The sequence below is a fragment of the Ureibacillus chungkukjangi genome (assembly GCF_044795995.1).
GTDB lineage: Bacteria > Bacillota > Bacilli > Bacillales_A > Planococcaceae > Ureibacillus > Ureibacillus chungkukjangi.
Map to the genome: position 1 here is coordinate 2,744,414 of NZ_CP085009.1, position 25,776 is coordinate 2,770,189.

Annotated in this window: 21 protein-coding genes; 5 read left to right on the plus strand and 16 right to left on the minus strand. The window is 37.0% G+C overall.

Translation table 11 applies throughout. From position 1 onward, the window contains the following. Window positions 1-183: 183 nt before the first annotated feature. The 5 genes from LG296_RS13560 to ezrA form a co-directional block, all read right to left on the minus strand. Window positions 184-393, minus strand: a complete 210-nt coding sequence (locus LG296_RS13560; protein WP_107934301.1) for an alpha/beta-type small acid-soluble spore protein — start codon at window positions 391-393, stop codon at window positions 184-186. 1,472 nt (window positions 394-1,865) lie between these two features. Beyond that, window positions 1,866-2,072: an alpha/beta-type small acid-soluble spore protein gene (locus tag LG296_RS13565; RefSeq protein WP_107935549.1), complete on the minus strand. Its 207-nt coding sequence runs from the start codon at window positions 2,070-2,072 to the stop codon at window positions 1,866-1,868. A 97-nt stretch (window positions 2,073-2,169) separates the two neighbouring features. Further along, on the minus strand, window positions 2,170-3,378 hold the full coding sequence (gene thiI / locus LG296_RS13570) for a tRNA uracil 4-sulfurtransferase ThiI (RefSeq protein WP_107935546.1): 1,209 nt from the start codon (window positions 3,376-3,378) through the stop codon (window positions 2,170-2,172). Next, complete coding sequence (locus tag LG296_RS13575) at window positions 3,375-4,523, minus strand: cysteine desulfurase family protein (RefSeq protein WP_107935544.1); 1,149 nt, start codon at window positions 4,521-4,523, stop codon at window positions 3,375-3,377. Before LG296_RS13575 ends, thiI begins: the two co-directional genes overlap by 4 nt. A 140-nt stretch (window positions 4,524-4,663) precedes the next feature. Further along, a complete protein-coding gene (ezrA, locus tag LG296_RS13580) occupies window positions 4,664-6,373 on the minus strand; it encodes a septation ring formation regulator EzrA (RefSeq protein ID WP_181417921.1) in 1,710 nt (569 codons plus the stop codon). Window positions 6,374-6,692: 319 nt separating this feature from the next. On the opposite strand from ezrA, the gene hisJ reads away from it, so the two are divergent. Next, complete coding sequence (hisJ, locus tag LG296_RS13585; RefSeq protein ID WP_107935540.1) at window positions 6,693-7,484, plus strand: histidinol-phosphatase HisJ; 792 nt, start codon at window positions 6,693-6,695, stop codon at window positions 7,482-7,484. 84 nt (window positions 7,485-7,568) lie between these two features. Beyond that, complete coding sequence (locus LG296_RS13590) at window positions 7,569-8,048, plus strand: GAF domain-containing protein (RefSeq protein ID WP_107935538.1); 480 nt, start codon at window positions 7,569-7,571, stop codon at window positions 8,046-8,048. Window positions 8,049-8,180: 132 nt separating this feature from the next. Here LG296_RS13590 and LG296_RS13595 read toward each other — a convergent pair whose 3' ends face one another. Then, complete coding sequence (locus LG296_RS13595; RefSeq protein ID WP_107935536.1) at window positions 8,181-10,058, minus strand: sensor domain-containing diguanylate cyclase; 1,878 nt, start codon at window positions 10,056-10,058, stop codon at window positions 8,181-8,183. 474 nt (window positions 10,059-10,532) lie between these two features. On the opposite strand from LG296_RS13595, the gene rpsD reads away from it, so the two are divergent. Continuing rightward, the gene (gene rpsD, locus LG296_RS13600) at window positions 10,533-11,135 is read left to right on the plus strand and encodes a 30S ribosomal protein S4 (RefSeq protein ID WP_107935534.1); all 603 of its coding nucleotides are present in this window, start codon (window positions 10,533-10,535) and stop codon (window positions 11,133-11,135) included. A 102-nt stretch (window positions 11,136-11,237) separates the two neighbouring features. On the opposite strand, the gene LG296_RS13605 is transcribed toward rpsD, so the two are convergent. From LG296_RS13605 to tyrS, 5 genes are all read right to left on the minus strand, one after another. Beyond that, complete coding sequence (locus LG296_RS13605) at window positions 11,238-12,581, minus strand: FAD-dependent oxidoreductase (protein ID WP_235867545.1); 1,344 nt, start codon at window positions 12,579-12,581, stop codon at window positions 11,238-11,240. A 38-nt stretch (window positions 12,582-12,619) separates the two neighbouring features. Beyond that, window positions 12,620-13,099 (minus strand): YetF domain-containing protein, encoded by a 480-nt coding sequence (locus LG296_RS13610; RefSeq protein WP_328588989.1) that lies wholly within the window; start codon window positions 13,097-13,099, stop codon window positions 12,620-12,622. 112 nt (window positions 13,100-13,211) lie between these two features. Further along, window positions 13,212-13,382 carry a hypothetical protein gene (locus LG296_RS13615; RefSeq protein WP_404427072.1) on the minus strand — a complete coding sequence of 57 codons (171 nt, stop codon included), beginning with the start codon at window positions 13,380-13,382 and terminating at the stop codon, window positions 13,212-13,214. A 100-nt stretch (window positions 13,383-13,482) separates the two neighbouring features. Continuing rightward, window positions 13,483-13,686 carry a hypothetical protein gene (locus tag LG296_RS13620; RefSeq protein WP_107935530.1) on the minus strand — a complete coding sequence of 68 codons (204 nt, stop codon included), beginning with the start codon at window positions 13,684-13,686 and terminating at the stop codon, window positions 13,483-13,485. Window positions 13,687-13,783: 97 nt separating this feature from the next. Further along, the gene (gene tyrS, locus LG296_RS13625) at window positions 13,784-15,052 is read right to left on the minus strand and encodes a tyrosine--tRNA ligase (protein ID WP_107935528.1); all 1,269 of its coding nucleotides are present in this window, start codon (window positions 15,050-15,052) and stop codon (window positions 13,784-13,786) included. 470 nt (window positions 15,053-15,522) lie between these two features. Between tyrS and LG296_RS13630 the strand changes: the two genes are divergently transcribed. Beyond that, the gene (locus tag LG296_RS13630; protein WP_107935557.1) at window positions 15,523-18,480 is read left to right on the plus strand and encodes a transglycosylase domain-containing protein; all 2,958 of its coding nucleotides are present in this window, start codon (window positions 15,523-15,525) and stop codon (window positions 18,478-18,480) included. A 76-nt stretch (window positions 18,481-18,556) separates the two neighbouring features. Here LG296_RS13630 and LG296_RS13635 read toward each other — a convergent pair whose 3' ends face one another. The 5 genes from LG296_RS13635 to acsA form a co-directional block, all read right to left on the minus strand. Further along, the gene (locus tag LG296_RS13635; RefSeq protein ID WP_107935526.1) at window positions 18,557-19,708 is read right to left on the minus strand and encodes an acetylornithine transaminase; all 1,152 of its coding nucleotides are present in this window, start codon (window positions 19,706-19,708) and stop codon (window positions 18,557-18,559) included. Window positions 19,709-19,747: 39 nt separating this feature from the next. After that, window positions 19,748-20,539: an acetylglutamate kinase gene (gene argB / locus LG296_RS13640; RefSeq protein WP_107935524.1), complete on the minus strand. Its 792-nt coding sequence runs from the start codon at window positions 20,537-20,539 to the stop codon at window positions 19,748-19,750. Further along, window positions 20,502-21,713 (minus strand): bifunctional glutamate N-acetyltransferase/amino-acid acetyltransferase ArgJ, encoded by a 1,212-nt coding sequence (gene argJ / locus LG296_RS13645; RefSeq protein WP_107935555.1) that lies wholly within the window; start codon window positions 21,711-21,713, stop codon window positions 20,502-20,504. The genes argB and argJ overlap by 38 nt, the downstream gene beginning before the upstream one ends. Before the next feature lie 21 nt (window positions 21,714-21,734). Further along, window positions 21,735-22,769 carry an N-acetyl-gamma-glutamyl-phosphate reductase gene (gene argC, locus LG296_RS13650; protein WP_404427073.1) on the minus strand — a complete coding sequence of 345 codons (1,035 nt, stop codon included), beginning with the start codon at window positions 22,767-22,769 and terminating at the stop codon, window positions 21,735-21,737. Window positions 22,770-23,104: 335 nt separating this feature from the next. Then, window positions 23,105-24,832: an acetate--CoA ligase gene (acsA, locus tag LG296_RS13655; protein ID WP_404427074.1), complete on the minus strand. Its 1,728-nt coding sequence runs from the start codon at window positions 24,830-24,832 to the stop codon at window positions 23,105-23,107. A gap of 307 nt (window positions 24,833-25,139) precedes the next feature. Between acsA and LG296_RS13660 the strand changes: the two genes are divergently transcribed. Beyond that, window positions 25,140-25,772: a GNAT family N-acetyltransferase gene (locus LG296_RS13660; protein ID WP_107935518.1), complete on the plus strand. Its 633-nt coding sequence runs from the start codon at window positions 25,140-25,142 to the stop codon at window positions 25,770-25,772. Window positions 25,773-25,776 lie beyond the last annotated feature (4 nt).

The following is a 25,776-nucleotide window of genomic DNA, read 5'->3' on the forward strand; positions in this document are numbered from 1 at the left end:
TAAATGCAAGGGGTGTGGATTAGATTTCAGTTTGGCAATAGCATTGTTAGGAAGGAGAATTGGTCCTTATTTTATTGTAGGATTTTTTGGGGAAGAAATGGGACCTCCGAGTACAAGTAAATATTAATTTTTTGAGCAAAATAAAAGCTAGTAGCGTTTTAAGCTACTAGCCCTCATTTTTAATTATTGTTGTGAACCACGTAATTGTGATTCAGCCATTTGTACAAGACGTTTAGTAATTTCTCCTCCAACTGATCCGTTTGCACGAGAAGACGCTTCAGGTCCGAGTTGAACACCAAACTCTTGCGCGATTTCGTATTTCATTTGATCTAAAGCTTGTTCTGCACCAGGTACAGTTAACTTGTTACGGCTACCGCTGTTGTTGTTTGACATTTACCTCACCTCCTTGTGAGTTTAGATTGTGCAGAATTCGAGTTTTAATACACAATAAATATCATTTTTTTAATTAGCTCACTAGTGTAGACAAGTTCTATTTTTTTTAACGTAAATATTTCAATTGTTACAAAGTTTTTTCGTATATTTCGAAAAAAGTGGGGTGGGTGGTGGGATTGGGGTGGGTGGAATCGTCGTAATACTTGTAGTATTGCTACCTTTTGTTTGGGTGATTGATCTCGATCGTCGTAATGTTTGCTCGTTTGCTACCTTTCGTTTGGGTTATTGATCTAGATCGTCGTAATACTTGCTCGTTTGCTACCTTTCGTTTGCGCGATTAATCTAGATCGTCGTAATACTTGCTCGTTTGCTACCTTTTGTTTGCGCCATTAATCTAGATCGTCGTAATACTTGCTCGTTTGCTACCTTTTGTTTGCGCGATTTCTCTAGATTGTCGTAATACTTGCTGGTTTGCTACCTTTCGTTTGGGTTATTAGTCAGATTCGTCTCAATGTTTACTCGTTTGTTACCTTTCGTTTGCGCAATTGATCTAGATCGTCGTAATACTTGCTCGTTTGCTACCTTTCGTTTGGGTGATTGATCTCAATCGTCGTAATGTTTGCTCTTTTGCTACCTTTCATTTGCAGGATTGATCTAGATCGTCGTAATACTTGCTCGTTTGCTACCTTTCGTTTGGGTTATCGATCTAGATCGTCGTAATACTTGCTCGTTTGCTACCTTTCGTTTGCGCGATTAATCTAGATCGTCGCAATACTTGCTCCTTTGCTACCTTTTGTTTGGATGATTAGTCGGATTCGTCGCAATATTTACTCGTTTGCTACCTTTCATTTGCAGGATTGCTCCGTAATGTCTTAATACTTGTTGGTTTGCTACATTTCGTTTGCGCGATTGCTCTAGATCGTCATAATACTTGCTTGTTTACTACCTTTTGTTTGTTCGATTGATCTAGATCGTCGTAATACTTGCTCCTTTGCTACCTTTTGTTCGGATGATTAGTCGGATTCGTCGCAATGTTTACTCGTTTGCTACCTTTCATTTGCAGGATTGCTCCGTAATGTCTTAAAGATGTTCATGAAACTCATTCCCCACTAACATCAACTTCCTTTCACGTTTCATTCCCTTGATAAAACGCATTCACCACAAACAATAACTTCTCTATGTATTTCAATCCGCTTTCCCTATTTACATCGACCTTCTAAACACTCTTCATCCACCAATCCAGACTCTTTCCGCAGCAATCCACTTCTAGCAAACCTTCTCAAACCAACTCCAACCAACTCCAACCCAACCACGATCGCATAACCGCAACCGCATGCACATACTTACTTATCCTCCCTCACTTCCAACCGAACTATAACTGCTCCATATCTAAAAAGTATCTTTCGCCAAGCTTTGTTACACATTAAAAGAGCTAGTAGCTTTTACGCTACTAGCTCCGCTTTAATTTTTAATTATTGTTGTGAACCACGTAATTGTGATTCAGCCATTTGTACAAGACGTTTAGTGATTTCTCCTCCAACTGATCCGTTTGCACGAGAAGACGCTTCAGGTCCGAGTTGAACACCAAACTCTTGCGCGATTTCGTATTTCATTTGATCTAAAGCCTGTTCTGCACCAGGTACAGTTAACTTGTTACGGCTACCGCTGTTGTTTGACATTTATCTCACCTCCTTGTGCATTTAGATTGTGCGAAAATCGTTTTTTAATACACAAAACTTTTAAAGGTAAGTTTTTCCTGTCAAACAGCTTTAACTATTATAATAATCCCTCAAATTTATCTTGCATCTTATTGGCTTCTGGGAACTTATATACTTCGCGGTTACGTACTGCACGGTCAATCAATTCGTCAAATTCAGTAAAGCTTTCATAATACGTTACTTTTTCAACTTTCGGCTTTGTTTTTGGATTTGCTGGTGTAAAGATTGTACAGCAATCCTCAAAAGGTTGAATCGATGTTTCGTAAGTTCCAATTTGCTCAGCAATATCGATAATTTCAAGTTTATCAAATGCGATTAATGGACGTAGGATTGGTGTGTTTGTAACGTCATTGATGGCTGTTAAGCTTTCTAATGTTTGACTAGCTACCTGACCTAAGCTTTCACCAGTCACTATTCCTAATGCTCCGATTTCTTCTCGCAATTGGTCAGCGATACGCATCATCATTCTACGAGTAGTTGTCATAATCGTATTTGCTGGCACGCGATCTTTGATTAATACTTGGATCTCAGTAAATGGAATGACGTGTAATCTGATATTTGCACCAAATTTAGTTAATTCATTTGCTAGCACTTTTACTTTTTCTAATGAGTTATCACTTGTATATGGTGGACTAAAGAAATGAATCGCTTCTAGACGAACTCCACGCTTCATTAATAAATATCCAGCAACAGGACTATCGATTCCGCCAGAAAGCATTAGAAGTGATTTACCGTTCGATCCGACTGGCATTCCACCAGCACCCTGTATAACTTGTGCCATCATGTAGATTGCATCCTGTCTTACTTCAATACGAAGCTCTACATCCGGCTTTCTAACTTGTACTGAGATATTTGGATTATTTCTTAATACATGTCCACCAATTTCACGTTGAATTTCGTGTGATTCTAATGGGAAGGACTTATCTGAACGACGAACTTCTACTTTAAATGTAAGCTCTTGCTCTTTAAATTGTTCCATTATAATTAAAGCCAAGCTTTTCATTTCATCTAATTCTTTTGTACATACAGCTACTGGACTAAAGGATTGAATACCAAAAACAGTCGGTAATTTCTTCATAAGAACTTCATATTGCTCTTCATTTTCAATCTTAATATGCATACGATCACGTTCAGTAACAATTTCTAATGGGGCAATATCCGAGAATGCATGGCGAATATTTGCACGTAGACGATTGATAAAATCCTTTTTGTTGCGCCCTTTTGTTGATAATTCACCATATCTTATTAATATTTCTTTCCAGATCATCGATTTATATCTCCTTTTAACTCTTTCATCACATCTGTGAAGGCCTTTTTAAACTCAAGAATGTCCTCTTCTGTATTTAAAGCACCGAAGCTTAAGCGAATGACACCTTTTTTATAATTGGAATGTAGCTCTAAAGCTTCTACAACATGACTTGTTTTCTTTTGCTTTGATGAACAAGCACTTGATGTAGAAACGATAATTCCTCTTTTTTGGAGTGCATTGATCAATATTTCACCCTTTAAATCCATTACACTAAACGATAAAATATGTGCAGCTCCTGTATTTGTAGATAGTAAATGAATATTTTCACCGAAGCCAGCTAAAAATTCTAACAAATCATTATGCCATTTTCGATATTTTAATGTGGCTTGCTCCATCGTTTCAACAGCCATGCGAGCTGCTTTTGCAAGAGATACCGCTTGCGGTACTGCAACAGTACCACTACGTAGGCCCTGTTCCTGTCCACCACCTAAAAGAAGTGGGATAATATTCATTTTTTTACGAAAGGCAATAATTCCCGAACCCTTTAAACCATGAATTTTATGTCCAGAAATGGAAATGATATCGGGACCTGCTTCACCATTAAAGTAAATCGGTAGCTTGCCAAAGCTTTGTACAGCATCTACATGGAAGGCAGCACGGCTATTTTCGTGGATAATTTTCGCCGCCTCTTCAATTGGCTGAATGGCACCCATTTCATTGTTCACATGCATTATACTAACAAGGACCGTTTCCTTTCGAATCTTGGCTTGAAGCTCTTGTAACGAAATGACACCATTTACATCCACCTTCAAAAAATCAACCTTATAGCCTTCTTGCTCTAGAGATTTCACTGCCTCTAAGATAGATGGATGTTCAATCTCTGTAGTGATAATATGTTTACCTTTATGAGTATTTGCCTTTGGAACTCCGAATATCGCAAGGTTATTGGATTCTGTTCCTCCAGCTGTAAACAATACAAACTGGTCCTCTGTTTTAAGAAGATCCGCTATTTGACCTCTTGCACGGTCCAATAATGCATTGGCTTCCACACCAGCTCCATGAATGGATGCCGGGTTAGCATAGAAGGACTCATTTACCTGTACAAATGTATTTAAAACCTCTTTATGTGGTTTTGTCGTCGCACTGTTATCTAAATAGATCATTGGATATCCTACCTTCTTTTCTTACATTTAGAAATTAAAAAACCATTCTATTTATCCTTTGAATTCGTAGAGAAAGCCACCAACACAAATTAAGTGCGGTGGCTTCTTTTATTAATTATAACGCTTATGTCAAGTAATGACTAATATTGAGATTTTTCGTAAAGTTCATCCTGAACAAGCTCTTCTATCCGCTTAATAGCACCTGGTTCTGCCATTTCAACGGCAGCAGCTGCATCCTCTAACGCTTTTATGTAACGATATTGATGGAATGCATGTTCAGATTCAAGTAAGAGATCATTCACTTTTGGGTTCGTCCCACGATATCTGTTACCATATTGAATGATTCTTTCGATTAACATGACATTTTCAATCATTTCATGAGCATGCTTACTTACTTCTTGAATACATTTTTCAGCATTTTCTATGTTACTTTGTACACGATTCATATTGAGCGGTATATCCTGTAAGCTTTGAATAACGATGTAAATTTGTTCTTCAGCCTCTTCAATGCGAGCATCCATTTCTTCTGGAATTCCAGGGATATTGGCCTTGTTTAGCTGGCGATCAGTTTCTTGTAAAATTCGCTTTAAAGAATCCAGCTTTGCACGAGCTTTGTTTTCATCGATTCGTAAATTTTTCAGACGACTAGAAAACTGCTCCTGTTCATCCTTTATACGATCGATTTGTTCGCTAATTTCGACTAGCTCCTCCTGCAAGCTTGAATAAGCAGATTTTTCATCTCTTACTCGTGTAACAAGAAGTTCAAAACGTTTTTGAATCAATTCTAGCTGTTTTAGTCCTGCTTTTGGAATTTCCGCTTCGTTTTCAGGTAGATGATAGCTACTTTGTACGTATACTGCCTCGTTACTAATTTCTTTCGTTACTTTAACAACTTCAGTTAACGTTTCAAATGTATCATCGCAATTTTTATCGACATAGCTTCTTGCAATAACTTCTTTTTCTAAAAGGTCGTAATAGTTCTCAATCTCATCAATTATTTCATTAAGTCTCGGAGCAACGGACTCTACATCTAATTCGGCCAATTTCGATTTGAGAGTTTCAAGCTCTTCTTCAAGATTATCTAAGTACTTGGTTAACTCCAAATGATTTAAGTAATAAGATTGCTCCTCCATTTCACGTTGACCATTTCGCAACTCATGTATAGCAGCAGGTATTTTTGTTTGAATTTCTGATAGCAACGTCGGGACTTCAGATAATAAATGATAAATTGTTTGAGATTCACTATTCAAAGCTAAAACGATTTCTCGAGCCTGTAAATAATTCCCGTCTACTGTTAACTCATCAAATTCTTCAAATTTCGGAACAAATTGTTCTACTCTTTTTTCTAATGCCGATAGTGCTGGACCAAAAGAATATTGGTGAGCAAGTAAAGTTTTTCTTGCAGAACGATAATGCTCTTTTATTTGCTCGATTTCAATACGATTTTTTTCTTCGCTGCCTATTAGCTCATCCAACTCGCTAATAATTTGATTTTTACTTTTTTCACATTTTGCGATATATTCTTCTATCGCTTGTTCTACATTGGACGCTTTTTTAAATTTGAATCGATCGATGTATTCTTCCGCATCAAAAAGCATAGAATCTATTTTGATAACGTGGACATCTATTACTTCCGTCCAAATATTACGCCAATGTTCAAACATTTCCTCTGTTTGTCCATTCATATTTAAAGACTTTACTTTTGTTAGCTCCTCAAATATAGGATAATGCTGAATTTGCATCTTTTCTTGTTCAAGTCGCTGTATAACAACATTATGTTTACGACGGATGACTAGTCCAACGATAAATAATGCTAATAGTACGATGACGACAATGATGATATACTGCATCATAAGCCCCCTATTCCCAAATCACTTACCTGCTACTATTTTCTAACTATAATATACCATGTTTTTTTTCATTTGTTTAAAAAAATACAGCTTTTTGCTAAAGTAAATTGTAATAAGTTGATAATAGGTATGTAAATTTTAAATTTCCTGGTTTAATTTTAAACAATATGCGTCTTTCTACCAACAAAAATCGGCAATTTTAAACTATTATTCTATTAAGTTAGCATATAATTATAAGATTGATTATAAATATTTTTTTCCTATGCTTCCAGAAATTGTGGAAGCGTTGACTTTATAAATGAAAATGGAGGTTCAGTTTATGAAAAAAGACGGTCATATCCATTCACCTTTTTGTCCACACGGTACTAAGGATCCATTTGAAAAATATATTGAAAAAGCGATTGAAGAAAATTTTACTGAGATTACATTTACCGAGCATGCACCATTGCCAACAAACTTTGTCGATCCTACACCGAATAAGGATAGTGGGATGGCTCCAAAGTATTTAACTGATTATCTCGATACTTTGAAGCAGCTTAAGAAACAATATAAAGATCAAATAAAGATTAATGTTGGATTAGAGATTGACTATATTGTTGGCTATGAAACAGAAGTACGGGCATTATTAGACATTGTTGGGCCAGTACTTGATGATGCCATTCTCTCTGTTCATTTTTTAAAGCATAATGATACATATACTTGTATTGATTTCTCAGAGGAGGTCTATCTTGAGTTCGCTCAGCAGGTAGGTGGAATGGAGGCTCTTTATAACCTGTATTATGATACAGTATTAAAATCCATTGATGCTAATTTAGGTCGATACAAGCCACGTAGAATAGGTCACCCTTCACTTGTGCATAAATTCCAGCTTGCACATGGCGAGAAAATCGATGATGATCACCGAATCATTGAAGTATTAAAGATAATGCAGGAAAAAGGTTATATACTGGATGTAAACAGTGCTGGCTTAAGTAAGCCTTTTTGCAAAGAACCCTATCCGCCAATGCATATGATAGAATATGCCCGTTCAATCTCTTTACCAATGATTTTTGGCTCGGATGCTCATAGCGTAAAAGACTTACATCAACACTATGAACTAATTATGAAGTAAAATTAATAATAATCAGCTTAGGCAGTCTATGTGATTGCCTGAACTAATTGTTGAAACAGGATAACTAATTTTGGAGGTAATAATATGTATTCACAAATAAATTATGAAGGTTCCGTTTTAAAACAATATGAAACATTATCAAAGCAATTAGATGCTTTACTTGATGGAGAAACAAATGTAATCGCCAATTTAAGTAATGCTTCAGCCCTTTTAAATCAATTTCTAGATAATATCAACTGGGTAGGCTTTTACTTAATGGATGAGGGAGAACTTGTGTTGGGCCCATTCCAAGGCTTACCTGCCTGTGTTCGAATTGCTATTGGTCGTGGAGTTTGTGGAACGGCAGTAGCAGAACGCAAAACAATGCTAATAGATGATGTTCATGCATTCCCTGGTCATATCGCCTGCGATGCTGCATCAAATTCTGAAATCGTTATTCCCTTAGTAAAAAATGACGAAGTAATTGGGGTATTAGATATTGATAGTCCAAATAAAGCTCGATTTACTTTAGAGGATCAGCAAGGCTTAGAATTATTTGTCCAAACTTTACTTAAATTCATTTAAATGTAATTAGATCGTATGGGTGGCAATTCTCCCCACTCTACTCATACTTATTTGGTCTTTCGACCGCAAAAAATAAACTTACTACTCCAAAAAAGCAAAACACACTTGCTTCTTTGGCTGTAGTAAGTTTTTTTAAGATAGAAATAGCATTGATTCATTAAAGATGGAAAATTTGTTTTTACCTGTAGATTTGGCATTATAGAGAGCCGTATCTGCATGCAAAAAGATTGACTGGAATTCTGGACGCTGCTTTGTATTCCATGTGATCAACCCAGCAGAAACAGTTACCGTTGGATTTGTGGCCACTGGTACAGATTCTACGATTTGACTTGCTAACTTCTCCACTTCCGCAACCAAAATATTTGGTACATAGACGGCTAACTCTTCCCCACCCCATCTAGCACAGATACCTCGTGTTCCAATTACTTTCTTAAGCTGGTCTGCAATTTGAACAAGCACCTCATCACCAACCTGATGTCCGTATGTGTCATTTACATGCTTAAAATTATCAATATCTATTAATAAGAACATGCCGGAGCTATCACTTTCCAAGGAGCTCTCCACAAATCTATCCAGGTAACTACGAGTATGCAGCTTTGTTAGATGATCATGATCAACCATTTCCTGTAATTTATTGCGTAATATAGAGTTCGCAATCGCTAGTGAGGAATGATGGATTAGGGATTGCATCAATTTAAAGCTGTCAAATGAGAAAAAGTAGGAATCCCTATGCAAAACAATACTAAATCCATTAATACGCTGTTCTACTATCATAGGGATGGCCATCATGGAATTATAATTAAGCTCTTTTCCTATTAAACGGCTACAGTCTGCAATAAACAACGGCTCTTGACTGTTTTTAAAGTGATTTGCAGCATGGTTAATATAAATAGACCCCTCTTCCGTATCAAAAAGTTCTGTTGATGCTTCTGTTAGCTTTAACTCAGAGTCGCTTTTCAAAACAAAACAAACTTCCATTGGTTGAAAGGATTTCATAAGTTGCTTATGTAAAAACATAAACATTTCTTTGCTGTCTAACTTCATATTTAATCGATGAGAAGTTTCATTAATAAGCTGCAGGTCGCTAATTAGGCGATGCGACTGATGGTAAAGCTTAGCATTTTCCAGTGCATTCCCTGATGCATGTGCAAGCATTCGGATGAAATCTTCCTCAGTTTTAGAAAAGACATAAAAAATAGGAGCACTCACTTGAAGAATTCCGTAGATTGCCTGTCTTCCTTTCATGGGCGCGTTTAATAAGCAACGATTCATTTCAACAGCTTGTTCAACAATTATTTTACCTGATACAAAGGCCTCTATCGCTGAGGGTCTTTCTGAAAGGTAGTCAAACGGCTTTATATGAACCTTTGTTTGACGGTCATGGTCATTGGATAATATAAGTTCTACATTAAAGTTAGGGAAATTATCCTGTATAGTTATTAATACATTTTCTAAAATTAAATCGATATCCATAGTGGAATGAAATAAATCTGTCATATTGTATAATTTACGGTATTGCTTTTCATTTTGTAGAATTTCGATGTTTTTGCACAATACTTTTAACATGTCCGCTGCAGTATCTACAAAATTTTCAAAAAACTCACTTTTGGTAAAGGCTGTCCACTTAGGAGTTTCTTGAAGTAATAAAATACAATACTCACCGAATTGACCCGTTTTTAACAGGAGCATTTTTGAGAATAAGTTAAATTCTTTTATATGTGAAAGGCATTCGGGTAAATCAATCAATTTCTTTTGGGAAAAATGTGTAGTAAAGTCGCTCCAAGTGATTGAATTTAAGTCTATATCGATAGAAGACTTTATGTTAAATGGTTTTAATGATTCACATTCATATAAAAGAAAACAACATTTATCGATATCAAAATATTGCTTTAAGCTATTTTGTATCAATGACATATATTCATCGTAGCCGTTTCTTTGATTCATTGAGTCGATACATAAACTTAACAAATCGGATTTAATATTCGTTAAAATCTCTCGATGTTCTCTCATAAAAATCACCTTTTCTCAAGTAACAAAAATCAATTATTTATGTAACTTATTGTAAAATGTTTACATCTTATGCCAAATTACCTATATATTTCTAAACGAGTAGGATTTTGTATTCAATGTTTTTTCTCATTATAACATACCTATTTCATATTTTTAACAATTGTTGTAAACTAAATAACTACTTTGTACGACATACTTCGCAATATTATTTCTTGACTCATATACTAAAAAATTATACAATAAACCTCGTGTAAAATAAACGCAGCAGTTGTATAAGCTATGTTTGTATTTTATTCCTCTTAATTATTAACATTTTGTTATTTAAGATGGTGTATTGTGTAACCCTAACGGCTGCAAGGGCGAAGGTACATGAATATAAAATCCAGCAAGTGTCGGGTACAACTGGTTTTTGTTTTACTAAAGGCTGATGAACAATCAGTACAAAAAACCAAACTTAAAGGAGGAGACAAAATTATGTCTCGTTATACAGGTCCATCATGGAAAGTGTCACGTCGCCTTGGAATTTCATTAAGCGGCACAGGTAAAGAATTAGAAAAACGCCCTTATGCTCCAGGTCAACACGGTCCAAACCAACGCAAAAAGTTATCTGAATATGGTTTACAATTACAAGAAAAACAAAAACTTCGTCATATGTTCGGTATGACTGAGCGTCAATTCAAAAACGTATTCAACAAAGCTTCTAAACTAAAAGGTGTTGCTGGTGAAAACTTCATGATCCTTCTTGAAACTCGCCTTGACAACTTAGTTTACCGTTTAGGATTAGCTCGTACTCGTCGTGGAGCTCGTCAACTAGTTAACCACGGTCACGTATTAGTTGATGGTAAACGCGTTGACATCCCTTCTTACAGCGTTAAACCAGGTCAAGTGATTTCTCTACGTGAAAAATCTTTAAACCTTGCTGTAGTAACAGAAGCTATCGAAGTAAACAACTTCGTACCAGATTACTTATCATTTGATGCAGACAAAAAAGAAGGTACTTTTGTACGTCTTCCAGAGCGTTCTGAATTATCAGCTGAAATTCAAGAACAATTAATCGTTGAGTTCTACTCTCGTTAATCTCTTGTTTGTACTTAAAGAGGACGACCAATATTGGTCGTCCTCTTTTATGTATAAAGAAGTGTGTTAATCCTTATTCGAATTAACACCCCTCTTAAATAACTATTCTTCTAATACTATTTTCGCTGCATACAGTCCTGATCGTACTGCCCCTTCCATCGTTGCAAAATAAGGCTGTCGAGTGTAGTCGCCTGCTAAGACCAAACCTTCAATTGGAGTTTTTTGATCCGGACGTAAATGATCATTTCCCGGCTCTAGACTATGGAAATCTTCAGGATGACTGACAACTCGATAATTCATTAAGCCAGATTCCAAATCTAGTCCGAGCTCCCTCCCATCCTTCTGTACATGCTTTAATATCTCGTCATGATTCATATCAAGGAATTTCTCCGGTGGGGTTAGGATTACAGAAAGCCTTCCTGGTACATGTGTAAATGTTGAGCGTGATTGCTCGGCAAAACTGGCAAGTGAAGTGAGCGGACCAAAAGTTGTGCGGTCGACCGGTAGTATAGGCTTTTCGAATTCCATTTGAATTGTCACAGCTGGCATAGTAGGTAAAGCAAATAAATTTTCAAATGAAGGGTGATTTAAAAAATGACCCCTTAAAATTTCTTTTGCACCACCTAAATTTGTTGCAACTACGACATGCTTAGCAAAAATTTCAGATCCGTCTTCTAATTTAACTCCTTTTACCATATCTTCATCCAATATTAATCCCTTTACATTTATATCAGTTTTAATAATTCCATTATTTTTAACAATATGCTTAGCCAGTGGTTTCGCCAAAACTTCTGTCATTCCTCCTAAGTAAGCACCGATTCTTAATTTATAGAAGCGCGGAATGCCAGGCAGAAAGAGACCAAAGAAAACCTTTGCAGAATATCTTTCCGGCGGCAAAAAGAATATACCTGCACTAAGGGGAATCACAACATAATGGAGTGCATTTTCACTGACTTCATACTTTTCTGCAAACTCTCTCACATTATATTTATCCAATTTTTCAGGATTTTTTACAATTTCTAAGAATCCATTCGTAAAGAATGCTATCAATGAAAACTTGTCTTTTGGTGAAAGAATATCGTTATTGCCAATTATCCCTTTAATTGTATCAATAGGACCAAAAACTGGTGAGATTCCAAATGATGCCTTATTCTTGCTGCCCTTTATACGGACATCAATTTGTTCCTCCCACTGAACAATATCATCAACCTCGACACCAACCTTTTTAAGTATTTTGGGCAGTTCTTCATAATAACCTATATGCCGGTGAAAACCTGATTCAACTATCATCCCATCTTCATCCCAAGATGAGGTTCTTCCTCCAATCACTTTGTGTTTTTCTAGAACAGCAACAGTTTTTCCATCTTCACTAAGTTCCAATGCTGTTGTTAAACCTGCTAAACCAGAACCAACTATAATAACATCAAATTTTTCCAATCTAATCACCCTTTATTAAATTCAAATATAACTTCTGTCTATTCAATTCAAATTTTCAACTCATCATCTTTACAATCAAAATAGATACTTCCATCCGGCTGAATCTCAGCATAGAACACTTTATCGATAGATTTAATCCCTGCCTTTTCCAACTCTTCTCTTAGCCAATTATCTTCTAAATTCAAGCGGGAGAGATTTACAAAGTTAATAACACCATCTGATATTACTTCAGTAGCAGTGTAATAAAGTTGATTCGGACTTTGTATACTAATATCACTTTTTGTAAGGGATTGTTTATGTTCTTTCTTCAATACAGAAAGATTCCCACTGGTCTCAAATATTGCAAATTCTACATCCCGCAAAGAAAAAACATCTTTCTCTCTCAGCAATGAATTTAATTCATTGATATCTAATCGTGTCTTTCGGAGTGCATTCTCCATAATATTCCCTTCTTTTATAACAATAATCGGCTCCCCTATGGGAATTTTCCTTGCCTTCTTAGATTTAATATCAATATAACCAAGCATTAGAGTGAAAATTGCCCACCCAATAATGACAATAACACCATGTAGTATTGATAAATTACTATTAACAGCTAAATTTGCAGTAATAAAACCAATAGAAATAGCTGAAACAAAATTAAAAAAATGTCATTTGTGCTATTTCTTTACGTCCCATAATTCTAGTAACGGTTAATAATACTATAAAGGCTATAAACATTCTTATGGCAAGCTCTTGTAACTCCATTTTTATAACATCCTTTCTTTTTCCAGCGGAGTTTGTACTTTTTAAATAAGTTTTTATATACAAAAAACCCCGAATAGCACCTTCCCTAAAGGAAGCTTACTATTCGGGGTCAGTTTAGAATGTCTAACCGACATTTCTATCCTGATTAATTTGTGTGATTTACTTAGTTGTTATCACTGTTGTTGTTGTTTTGGTTGTTATTGTTGCGGTTGTTGCGGTTGTTGCGGTTGCTTTGGTTGTTGTTGTCAAAGTTTAGCTCTTCAGCAAACTCTGCATTGTTGTTGTTGTTATTGTTGTTTTCAGCTTGATTGTTTTGACGGTTGTTGCGTTGGTTGTTGTTGTTGTTGTTGTTATTGTTTTGTGCCATGTCTCTCACCTCCACCAAATTATTATGAGTAATATTATTTTTTTTATACGCAATAATAAAAAAACGCCCTAGCCGATTTAGCTTAGGACGCATTGATTTAATTAAATTTCACCATGTGATATTTTTTCTTACCGCGACGGATAATTGCAAACGCGTCTTCTAAACGGTCTTTCCCATTAACTACATAGTCAAGATCCGTTACTTTTTCACCGTTTACTGAAATTGCACCATTTGTTACATCTTCACGAGCTTGACGTTTTGAAGAGGAAATTCCAGCTTCTACGATTAACTCGACAATATTTTTATCTTCCTTAGCCAATTCTATAGAAGGAACACCAGCAAAAGCGACTTTCATCTCTTCTACTGATAATGCTTTTAAATCACCTGAGAATAAGGCAGCTGTAATTTTTTCTGCTTGCTCTAAACCAGCTTCACCGTGAATTAGTTTCGTCATTTCGGCAGCTAAAGTTTTTTGCGCTTTACGTAAATGAGGCTCTTCCTGAACAGTTACTTCTAAAGCTTCAATATCTTCACGGGATAAGAATGTGAAGATTTTCAAATATTTTATCACATCAGAATCGGCAGCATTTACCCAGAATTGGTAGAACTCATATGGTGAAGTTTTTTCAGCATCTAGCCATACTGAGCCTCCAGCAGTTTTACCGAATTTTGTACCATCCGCTTTAGTTACTAATGGAATGGTAATCCCAAAGGCATTCGTTTCTTCTTCATGTGTCTTTCTGATTACTTCTAATCCCGTTGTAATATTCCCCCATTGGTCTGATCCACCAACCTGGATTTTTACATTGTAGTTATCATATAGGTAGTTAAAATCAAGCCCCTGAATGATTGTGTATGTGAATTCAGTAAATGATATTCCTGATTCTAAGCGAGAGGCAATTGTGTCTTTAGCTAACAAGTAATTTACATTTACTAACTTCCCGTAATCACGCAAGAAATCAATTACACTTAACTTCCCTACCCAGTCATAGTTATTAACGAGCTGAGCGCCATTTTCATTTTTACCAAAATCGAAAATACGCTCCATTTGTGCTTTTAAGCCCGTAACATTATGGGCAATTTGTTCCTCAGTCAGTAAATTTCTCTCGTCAGAACGACCAGATGGATCACCAATCATCCCCGTTGCTCCACCAACAACTAGTACAGGACGATGCCCAGCTTGCTGGAATCGACGTAATGTAAGTAATGGCACGATATGACCAATATGCATAGAATCTGCTGTTGGGTCTACCCCTACATATAAGGATACCTTCTCTTCGTTTAAAAGCTTCTCCATTCCTTCAGCATCTGTTTGTTGGTATAAAAGCCCACGCCATTGTAAATCTTCAATTAAAGGGTTCGTCATAATTCTTCCTCCATTCCTTCTCTTTGCATTATTTATAATTAATAATTAAAATAAACCAAAAAATGTAACAAATTCAGTCGTGCTAAGGTTTGCTAAATACTAGAACACAAAAAAGCCCCAACACGCAAAATCATTTGCATGCTGGGACGTTAATAAGCAATTTAACGCGGTACCACCCGGCTTGAAGACATCTCTAAAAATAGAAACTCTTCCCCTCTTATACGTTTTAACGCAACGTGAGTCGTTCAAGCTCAAAGAACGTAATTCGTGTTTACATTTTGACTAGCTTGCACCACCCGCTAGCTCTCTATATCAGGGAATGAAAACACTACTTCAAACTTATCACTGCTTGAAAATTATAATGATTATTCTACTCGTTTTAAATTCAATGTCAATAACTATATTCGAACTACCCTGAAATATGCTATAATAAACGAGATTTTAGGGGGTGACGGTTAGTGAAAGAATGGATGAATCGTTTAACAGAATATATACGAGAATTGAATACAAAACTAGATAGATTAACAACGTCAAAGCAAATGAGTAGACTAAGGATCACTGGTAGTGTTATTTGGAATTTAGTCCTTATTTTCATAATCCTTACCACTACAGCGGTTGTTTTCGTTGGCGGTCTTGGACTTGGCTACTTTGCATCACTCGTTAAAGACGATCCACTAATGGCTAAAGCAGAAATGCGAGATCAAATTTATAACTATGATGAAACAAGTGAAATTTACTTTGCTGGTGACATTTACATAGGTAAGCTACGAACTGATTTGGAGAGAAGAGAAACCTCCCTTGGAAAAGTTTCTCCTACACTAATTAACGCTGTACTTGCAACGGAGGATGAGTATTTCCGTGAACACTATGGAATCGTTCCAAAAGCCGTTTTACGCGGGCTTTTACAGGACTTTACAAACTCATCTACCCAAACAGGTGGTTCAACATTAACACAGCAATTGATTAAAAACCAAATTCTAACGAACGAAGTCTCCTATGAACGAAAGGCACGCGAAATTTTACTAGCTATACGATTAGAAAAATTCATGACTAAGGAAGAAATTATTGAGGCCTATTTAAATATCATTCCTTATGGTCGTAATGCTTCCGGTAAAAATATAGCCGGAGTAGAAACTGCTGCACGTGGAATTTTTGGAATTTCAGCATCTGAATTAAATTTAGCTCAAGCAGCTTATATTGCCGGTATTCCACAAGCACCATTTGCACACACACCTTTTACTAACAAAGGTGAGATTAAAGATGCTGCAGGTTTAAAACCTGGTATCGATCGAATGGAAACTGTACTAAAACGTATGTTAGCTGTTGGCTATATTACCCAAGCTGAATACGAGGAAGCTTCTAAATATGATATTACGAAGGATTTCCGAGAGCCAGAACCTGAAGCAACAGATAATTATCCATGGCTTACTTATGAGCTGGAAAACCGAGCAAAAGAACTTATCGCTCGTATCTTAGCAGAAAAGGATGGCATCGATCCTGAACGTTTAGATGAAGAAGATAACTTAAAAGAGAAATATATGATTCTTGCAGACCGTGATGTACGTTCTGGAGGCTACAGAATTTATTCGACAATCGATAAGGGTATGTATGATGCCATGCAGGAAGCTGCAAAGAACTTCAAAAATTATGGACAAACCTTTACAACTACCCAAATCGATAAAGAAACTGGCGAAGAAATTGTAACCGAAGAGAAGGTTCAAGTCGGAAGTATTGCAATCGAAAATAGTACAGGCAGAATCTTAAGCTTTGTCGGAGGACGAGAATTTAATCTTGAGCAGCAATTTAACTATGCGACAAGAGCAGCTCGAGCAAACGGCTCAACCATGAAGCCATTATTAGTATATGCACCTGCGATCGAATATGGAGTTATTGGTGCGGGTAGCCCAGTAGTCGATGTGAAATTCACTCGTGGTTTTGATGGATATAGCCCATCAAACTATATTGAAAGTCAGGAGTTAGGACTAATTCCTGCCCGAGAAGCATTGGCAAAATCACAAAACTTACCAGCTTTACGCTTGTATGATTCTATCTTGGATAAAAAGCCTGCCTCATATTTAGAAAAAATGGGGTTCTCTAGATTAGTAGATGCAGATTATGTTAACTTAGCAACAGCTATTGGCGGTATCACGCATGGTACAACAGTTGAAGAAAATACAAATGCATTTGCAACCTTTGCAAATGGCGGGCAATTTATAGATGCCTATATGATTGACAGAATCGAAGACCTTGATGGCAATATCATCTACGAGCATGAAGTAGAACCTGTTCAAGTATTCTCACCTGAGACATCTTACATAGTTACAGATATGTTAAGAGACGTTTTAGAATATGGAACAGCCACAAGAGCAAGAAGTACTTTGAAATTCTCATCTGATTTTGCTGCTAAAACTGGTACAACAAATGACCATAATGACGTATGGTTAGTCGGATATAATCCAAATATTTCACTAGGTGTTTGGATGGGGTATACAAAAAATAAATCTCTGAATCAATTCAATAATACCTATGGACAGCCTAGTACGAGGGTCAACACGTTATGGGCAAGCTTGATGAATTCCATATACGATGTAAATCCAGAATTAGTGGATCCAGCTGAACAATTCCAACGCCCAGCGAATGTTGTAAATGCTTCATTCTGCGGTATTTCTGGTGACGCACCTTCTACAGCTTGCTCGCAAGCAGGTTTAGTTCGTTCAGATTTATTTAATCGAAATGTATTTATACCAAGCAGAATCGATGATAGCTTAAGTGGCTCCTCATCTGTAATGATTGGTGGTAAAGCTTATATTGCACTAGATTCCACACCTAGCGAATTTGTGACAACTAGTGGCTCAGGCATTAACCCTCAATTTGCCGAAAGAATACTTGGTAGACTTGGTGGAGATCCTACAAAATTATGGCCAACTGGTACTAGTAATGTTGTCTCATCTGCTAAATTTAACGCAGATGGAAGTCCACCACAGGCAGTTAATGCAGCACAATCTAATAATACGTTAACATGGACTAAATCAGCATCAAATGATGTTATTGGTTATCGTGTTTATGATATTACAAATGGCAGTCGTTCACTAGTAACTACAATTAGAGATGGCAGTGCATTAAAATCAACTATTACGAGTGGTAGAACTTATATTGTTGTAGCCGTTGATATAACTGGACTTGAATCAGCTCAATCCAATGCAATTTCAACAGTTGTGGAACCTCCAAAAGAGCCAGAAGAATCACCTGAAAATAACAAACCAAATCCAGATGATGGAGCTGGTAGTGGTGGAACTGATGAGGGCTCTACCGATGGCTCAACTGGTGAAGGCAATTCAAACGGGAATGGCAATGGTAATGGCACAGGAAATAATAACGGTGGAGGAAACGGTACAGGTCAAGCTCCTCCAACAGATAACACTCCTTAAGGAATTCCGCAGCTTATCTCAATATCTTTTAATGAGATAAGCTGTACTTAATTTAATGGAAAATAAAAAAGCTCAGTCATACGACTGGGCTTTTTTCTTCCACTAATAACTTTTTCAAAATTTCTACGGCTTCATCGATTTCTTGATTTGTTACCGTAAGAGGTGGCAATAATCGAAGAACCTGAGGCCCTGCTGCTACAAGTAATAACCCTTCCTTCTCAGCCTTTTCAACTAAAGCAGCTACATCCTTCCCACAATCAATGCCTAGTAATAATCCTTTTCCTCGAATTTCAAATTGCTCTTGTGGTAGTACTTCTTGTAATTTATTGATTAAATACTTAGATTTATCTTGAACTTCATTTAAGAAGGACTCGTTAAATACATGGTCAAGAACTGTCTGAGCTACAGAAACAGCCAAAGGATTTCCTCCATAAGTTGTTCCATGTGAACCTGGGCCAAATGTTTCATATAACTCGGCTGTTGCTAAAATCCCCCCAATTGGGAACCCACCACCCAAGCCCTTCGCCATTGACACTATGTCTGGTTTTAACTGTGTTTGCTCAAAAGCAAATTGAGTACCCGTTCGACCAATTCCTGTTTGAACCTCATCGACGATTAGCAATATATCATGATTTACACAGATTTCATTAATTGCCTGTGCAAATTCCTCTGTGACCTCGTGGATGCCCCCTTCACCTTGAATAATTTCAAGCATGATAGCACCCACAGTTTCATCAACAGCTTCTTTAAGTGCTTCTACGTCATTGAAAGGTAGATACGTAAATTGGTCTACTAAGGGGCCAAATCCTTTATGAATTTTTTCTTGCCCTGTGGCTGACATTGCACCAAAGGTTCTTCCATGGAAGGAGTTTTTGAAAGTAATGATATGGTGCTTCCCTGTATGCTTTCTCGCTAATTTAATAGCTGCTTCATTTGCCTCTGCTCCACTATTACAAAATAGTGCGTGTGCTAAATGATTATCCTTCACTAGGCTTTCTGCTAGAGCAACCTGACCAGGACTTTCAAACAAATTGCTGATATGCCATAGCTTTTCACTTTGCTCCTGTACTGTTTTAACTAGGGCTGGATGGGCATGGCCTAAGCAGCAAACAGCGATTCCACTTGTGAAATCGAGGTATTGTTTTCCATTTGAGTCTTTCACTATTGTCCCTTTTCCTTCAACAATACAAATTGGTCTTCTCGAATAGTTATTAAATAATGCATTCATATTACTAGCTCCTTTTTTTGTTAGTTGTAAGATACCTTACTAGCTTGGTGCTAGAGTTTCGTCAAGAGAAGGAACAATTACCGTTCCTACTAGTTGGTCGTTAACAATTTGCACAGATGGGATACCCGATTTTAATACCTGTATCGCTCCTTGAACCTTAGGAATCATACCACCATATATATGACCATGCTCAATCCATTGGTTGATGAGATTGGGATTGGCTTCTTCTTTGTATTCTCCATCAATACGTATACCTGAAACATCTGTTACAAGTAACAAGCTTTCTGCAGCCAGGGCTAATGCCACTTCACTAGCTATCGTATCTCCATTTATATTCAGTGCTTGCCCGTCAGCAGTTGCACCTACACAGGCAATAACAGGAACTATTTGGTTTTCACATAAAGTATTAATCAGCTGTGTATTCACACTTGTGACTTTTCCTACATAGCCATAGGTTTCTTTATCTAAAAACTCACTTTGCAGCAATTGGCCATCGAAGCCATTTAAACCTATTGCCGTAATTCCGGCTTGATTTAACTCGCCTACTAAAGCTGTATTCACCTTTCCGATTAAGGTAGTTTGTACGATGTTGATTGCCTCTTCGTTGGTTACACGAATGCCATTTAAAATCGAGGAACTTACATTTTGTTTTTCAAGCTCTTTATTAATAGCAGGGCCTCCACCATGAGTAATAATGATGTCATATCCCTCCTGCTGTAGATTTTTAAAATTGGAAAAGAAGGCTTTATTTAAGCCTTCTAATGTACTTCCCCCAAGCTTAATGACAATTTTCTTACGAGCGGTAGGAAGCGTTGATTTTAACGTAGTCATAAGTTAAATCGCACCCCCATGCTAATCCGTGTCCTTCACCCTGACCTAAAAAAACATAAATTTTCACCTCGTCTGCTTTTAAAATTTCAATCAATTCCTCCTCAGAGAAAGGTATTGGCTCCCCATCTTGAACCATTAACGCATTCCCGATTTTAATCGAAATTTTTTCTGGGTCTACTGTCGCACCACTATAGCCCACCGCTGCGATGATACGGCCCCAGTTTGCATCGTTTCCGAATACTGCCGTTTTGACAAGAGGTGACCCGACAACTGTTTTGGCAATTTTACGAGCTTCCTCATCACATAGAGCCCCAGATACCTCAACTTCAATTAGTTTCGTTGCCCCTTCACCATCACGAGCAATTGCTTTGGCTAGATCCTCAGCAACTAATTGTAAAGTGCTATAAAAACTATCCCAATCCGGATGTACAGGTGTTAAAGAGGCATTCCCCGCTAAGCCATTCGCCATGACAATTACGGTATCGTTGGTAGATGTGTCTCCATCTACCGTTATGGAATTAAATGTAACATTCGTTATATCCGATAGAGCTTTTTGTAGCACATCGGATTCTATATTTGCATCTGTAGTTATGAATCCGAGCATCGTTGCCATATTCGGCTCAATCATTCCAGAGCCTTTAGCAGTACCTGAAATGACTACCTCTTGACCATCGATAATCGTGCTATAGGAAGTGTTTTTCATCACTGTATCAGTAGTTAATATTGCTTGAGCAAAATCAATTCCATGCTCAGTTGTACTTCCTAATTCTAGCTTCTCAATGTTAGCTCGAATAGGCTCCATTTTCATGATTTCTCCAATTACACCTGTAGAAGCAACTCCTACTAAAGCTGGGTCTATTGCGAGCTTTTTTGCTGCCAAGCTTTGCATTTCATATGCATCTATCAGTCCTTGTTTACCGGTACAAGCATTGGCATTTCCCGAGTTTACAATCAAGGCCTGCATTTTACTAGCTTGATATACAACCTCTTTCGTAACTTTTAATGGTGCAGCTTGAACTGCATTTGTAGTAAAAACACCTGCAACACTCGCTGGAACCTCACTTACTAAAAGCGCTAAATCCTTCTTATTTTGCTTAATGCCGCAATGCATACCCCCTGCTGTAAAACCTCTAGGTGACACAATATTTTTGTTTGATATCTTTCTAATCTCCATTAAGCTCACTGTATTACCCCCTTAAATAAATAGCGGAATGACATCCAGACCTAGTGTTTGTGGTAAATCATTCTGTACATTCATATTTTGGATTGCTTGGCCTGCAGCCCCTTTAACCAAATTATCTATCACACTAACAATCGTAGCTCTGTTCGTTCTTTCATCTAATTGAACAAAGATATCGCAATAGTTCGAACCTTTTACACGGTTTGTTCCCAACGCGGAGGTATCTTGTATGACACGGACAAATGGATGATTTTTATATGTTTCTATTAAACAGTCATTCAGCTGTTTATTTGTAACGCCTGATAATACAGGTGCATAAGACGTCGCTAAAATCCCTCTTGTCATAGGCACTAAATGAGTATTAAAGGTAATTGACGTATCAACGTCAGCAAACATTGTAAGTGCCTGTTCGATTTCTGGAATATGCTGATGTTCATTTACTTTATAAATTGAGAAGTTTTCATTCATTTCACTAAAATGCGTTATTTGGGATGGTTTATTTCCAGCTCCAGAAACACCACTTTTAGCATCAATCACTAGGTAGCCAGGGTCGATTAATCGGTGTTTTAGGAGTGGTAAAATTGAAAGTAAAACTGCAGTTGGGTAACACCCGGGATTGGCTATTAAACTAGCTGATTTGATATTTTCCTCATTCCATTCAGTAAGTCCATAAACACTTTCTGCCACAATGGATTCAGGTGCCGGCTCTTTTTTGTACCACTTTTCATAAGAAGCTGACTCCTTTAAGCGATAGTCACCAGAAAGATCAATTAGCTTTGGACCTGCTCCAACTAATGGAGGAAGTAGTTTACTAGTTACACCTGAAGGAGTACTTGTAAATACAACATCAAAGCTACCTAGAGCTTCTGCATCAATTTTTTGTAATGGTGTATCGTGGATGGATAACAAATGACCGAATTTTGAAGAAAAAATTGCCCCCTCCTCAGAAGAAGTAAATAATTCGATTTTTTCAACCTCAGAATGATTGTGTAAGAAACGGATTAACTCTAATCCTCCATATCCTGTTGCCCCAATTATTCCAACTTTCAATGCTTTCACCCCTAAATTATGAAATTATGGCACGCGTCAAATCTTTTTAAGATTACTATTTTTATTTTGCAGATAACGAACTTTTCCGCTTTCAAATCTGCTAAGATAACGTAAGTATACTTATGCATAATTATTTAGTCAACTGTATTTTTATATATTATCTAAATTTTTCAACTCATAAGAAAAAGGGTACTTTCTCATCTATTTATGAGAGTACCCTTTAAGCGTTATTGTATAAATATTAATAATTTAATAAGAATTTATGAAGACTTCCAATTTACTTTTCTATAATAAGCTTTATATTCCCTAAAGTACTATCATTGATTTATTGGCTATTAATCTTCCATTGTTGATAAATCACCTGTTGGTAATTTTAGTTCCCATGCTTTTAATACACGACGCATAATTTTACCGCTTCTTGTTTTCGGAAGCTTGTCTTTAAATTCAATTTCTCTTGGAGCAGCATGGGCAGCTAAGCCAGTTTTAACAAAATTTCGAATGGATTCAGCTAATTCATCACTAGCCTCTACCCCTTCTCTTAAAGCAATAAATGCTTTAATAATTTCCCCACGTATTGGGTCTGGCTTACCAATTACTCCTGCTTCTACTACGTCAGGATGCTCAAGTAGTTTACTTTCTACTTCAAATGGACCAACACGTTCACCAGCAGTCATTATTACATCATCAACACGGCCCTGGAACCAGAAATAGCCATCCTCATCGACATAGGCTGAATCTCCTGTAACATACCATTCATCTTTTAGGAAATAGGATTGGAAGCGTTCAGGATTCCCCCAAATCTCGCGCATCATGGAAGGCCATCCTTTTCGAATTGCTAAGTTCCCCATTGTATATGGTGCAACCTCACTCCCCTCGTCATCTACAATTGTTGCGTAAATGCCTGGTACAGGCTTCCCCATTGAACCTGGTTTAATATCCATTGAAGGATAATTACAGATAACATGGCCACCTGTTTCAGTCATCCACCATGTGTCGTGAATTCTATGGTTAAGTGCTTCCATCCCCCATCTGATAACTTCCGGATTTAAGGGCTCTCCTACCGAAAGGATATGACGAAGGCTCGAAAGATCAAACTGCTCTATCACACTAGCACCAGCACCCATAAGCATTCTGAATGCTGTAGGCGCACTATACCAAACAGTAACACCGTATCTCTCAATTGCACCATACCAGCTTTCAGGACTAAAACGCCCACCAACTATTAAATTTGTAGCACCGTTTAGCCATGGACCAAAAATACCATAAGCAGTGCCTGTTACCCAGCCAGGATCAGCTGTACACCAAAAAATATCTTCTTCCTGCAAATCAAGCACCCATTGCGCAGTTTGATAGTGCTGAATCATTGCATTATGAACATGTAAAACACCTTTTGGAGCACCAGTTGAACCAGAAGTATAGTGAAGTAGCATACCATCCTCTCGATCAACCCACTCTATATCAAATAAACTTGAAGCTTCTTTAAATTTATTGGTAAAGTCCACAATCTTATCAGTTTCTTCGATTTGTTCCCCAACAACGAAGATTTTTTCTAAATATGGTAGCTTCTCTATTGGAACTCGATTTAATAGATTAGGAGTAGTTACTAATACTTTCGCTTCGCTATCCACTAACCGATCATAAACCGCTCCTTCCATAAATGCTTCAAATAAAGGACCTACAATAACCCCCATTTTAATAGCACCTAATAGAGAAAAATACAATTCAGGCGATCGCGGCATAAAAATAAATAAACGGTCACCTTTTTCTAAAGTAGTGTGTTCCATAAACATATTTGCGGCTTTGTTCGAAAAACGTTTCATATCATTGAACGTGTAGCTTTCTTTTCGTGACCCCTCATCGAAAAATAATGCTACTTTGTTTTTTCGAAAGCTTTCCGCATGACGGTCAATGGCTTCATAGGCAGCATTAACCTTCCCCGTCTCATGCCAACTAAAAGCCGTTTCTGTTTCTTTCCAATCGAAAGAAGCAGCCTTTTCATCATAGTTTTTCAAATGATGATTCCCACCTACAACAGCTAATCTGTCTGTAATTTTTATCCCCATAAAAATTACCCCTTTCAAATCAATTTCGCCTTTAAACAATTCCACAAGATAAGAGTGAGAAATTATGAAATATAACCAAAAAAAATGCTTTTACTCTTCTAACATCATACGCTAGGCGATATTTCTCAATCTAAAATACTAAGCGTAAGTATTAAAGAATGATACGTTTTATTTTACAATATTCTGAACATTTTGAGTAAAATATTTTAAATCTTATAACAATTCATGTATTTTTAACAAATAACAGCGATTTTGTGCATTATTTATCATATAATGTAAGCATCAAACTCATCTGGAGCGAAGTAGAATGAAACATATTAAAACCTTTTATTCCATGGAAATGGAAACGAGGCATGGGCAGGTAATAATAGAAGGTCCTGTGCCTCCCGAGCAGCTAGAAAAATATACTTTTCATGACGATTTAGTATCATTTAGACCCCCTTTGAAGCAACAGAAAGCCTTAGTGGAAATTGCCAAACTGGACGAAGGTCGGATAGTAATCATCCGAAATGGAGAAACCGTAGTGGGCTATGTAACTTATCTTTACCCTGACCCATTAGAGAGATGGTCTGAGGATCAAATAGAAAATATGATAGAGCTTGGTGCTATTGAAGTTATCCCTTCTTATCGTTCTGGTGGCGTTGCAAAAAAATTATTACAGCTGTCTTTCATGGATGAAGCTATGGAGAATTACTTAGTAATTACAACTGAATACTACTGGCACTGGGATTTAAAGGGTACAGGATTAAATGTCTGGGATTATCGCAAAATGATGGAACGACTTATGCAGAGTGTTGATTTTGTTTATTTCGCAACAGATGACCCAGAAATCACATCCCATCCGGCCAATTGCTTAATGGCAAGAGTCGGAAAGCGAGTGAATAATGATACAATGGAGCGCTTTGATCGTTTACGCTTTAAAAATCGCTTCATGTACTAACGTA

Coding starts and splice junctions, on each gene's coding strand:
- LG296_RS13595 (WP_107935536.1), bottom strand. CDS start 10,058: ATGAGAGAACATCGAGAGATTTTAACGAATATTAAATCCGATTTGTTA.
- LG296_RS13660 (WP_107935518.1), top strand. CDS start 25,140: ATGAAACATATTAAAACCTTTTATTCCATGGAAATGGAAACGAGGCAT.
- LG296_RS13560 (WP_107934301.1), bottom strand. CDS start 393: ATGTCAAACAACAACAGCGGTAGCCGTAACAAGTTAACTGTACCTGGT.
- thiI (WP_107935546.1), bottom strand. CDS start 3,378: ATGATCTGGAAAGAAATATTAATAAGATATGGTGAATTATCAACAAAA.
- argJ (WP_107935555.1), bottom strand. CDS start 21,713: ATGGAGATTAGAAAGATATCAAACAAAAATATTGTGTCACCTAGAGGT.
- acsA (WP_404427074.1), bottom strand. CDS start 24,832: ATGGGGATAAAAATTACAGACAGATTAGCTGTTGTAGGTGGGAATCAT.
- LG296_RS13620 (WP_107935530.1), bottom strand. CDS start 13,686: ATGGCACAAAACAATAACAACAACAACAACAACAACCAACGCAACAAC.
- LG296_RS13610 (WP_328588989.1), bottom strand. CDS start 13,099: ATGCTTGGTTATATTGATATTAAATCTAAGAAGGCAAGGAAAATTCCC.
- LG296_RS13565 (WP_107935549.1), bottom strand. CDS start 2,072: ATGTCAAACAACAGCGGTAGCCGTAACAAGTTAACTGTACCTGGTGCA.
- tyrS (WP_107935528.1), bottom strand. CDS start 15,052: ATGACGAACCCTTTAATTGAAGATTTACAATGGCGTGGGCTTTTATAC.
- LG296_RS13630 (WP_107935557.1), top strand. CDS start 15,523: ATGAATCGTTTAACAGAATATATACGAGAATTGAATACAAAACTAGAT.
- ezrA (WP_181417921.1), bottom strand. CDS start 6,373: ATGCAGTATATCATCATTGTCGTCATCGTACTATTAGCATTATTTATC.
- rpsD (WP_107935534.1), top strand. CDS start 10,533: ATGTCTCGTTATACAGGTCCATCATGGAAAGTGTCACGTCGCCTTGGA.
- LG296_RS13575 (WP_107935544.1), bottom strand. CDS start 4,523: ATGATCTATTTAGATAACAGTGCGACGACAAAACCACATAAAGAGGTT.
- LG296_RS13590 (WP_107935538.1), top strand. CDS start 7,569: ATGTATTCACAAATAAATTATGAAGGTTCCGTTTTAAAACAATATGAA.
- argB (WP_107935524.1), bottom strand. CDS start 20,539: ATGACTACGTTAAAATCAACGCTTCCTACCGCTCGTAAGAAAATTGTC.
- LG296_RS13635 (WP_107935526.1), bottom strand. CDS start 19,708: ATGAATGCATTATTTAATAACTATTCGAGAAGACCAATTTGTATTGTT.
- hisJ (WP_107935540.1), top strand. CDS start 6,693: ATGAAAAAAGACGGTCATATCCATTCACCTTTTTGTCCACACGGTACT.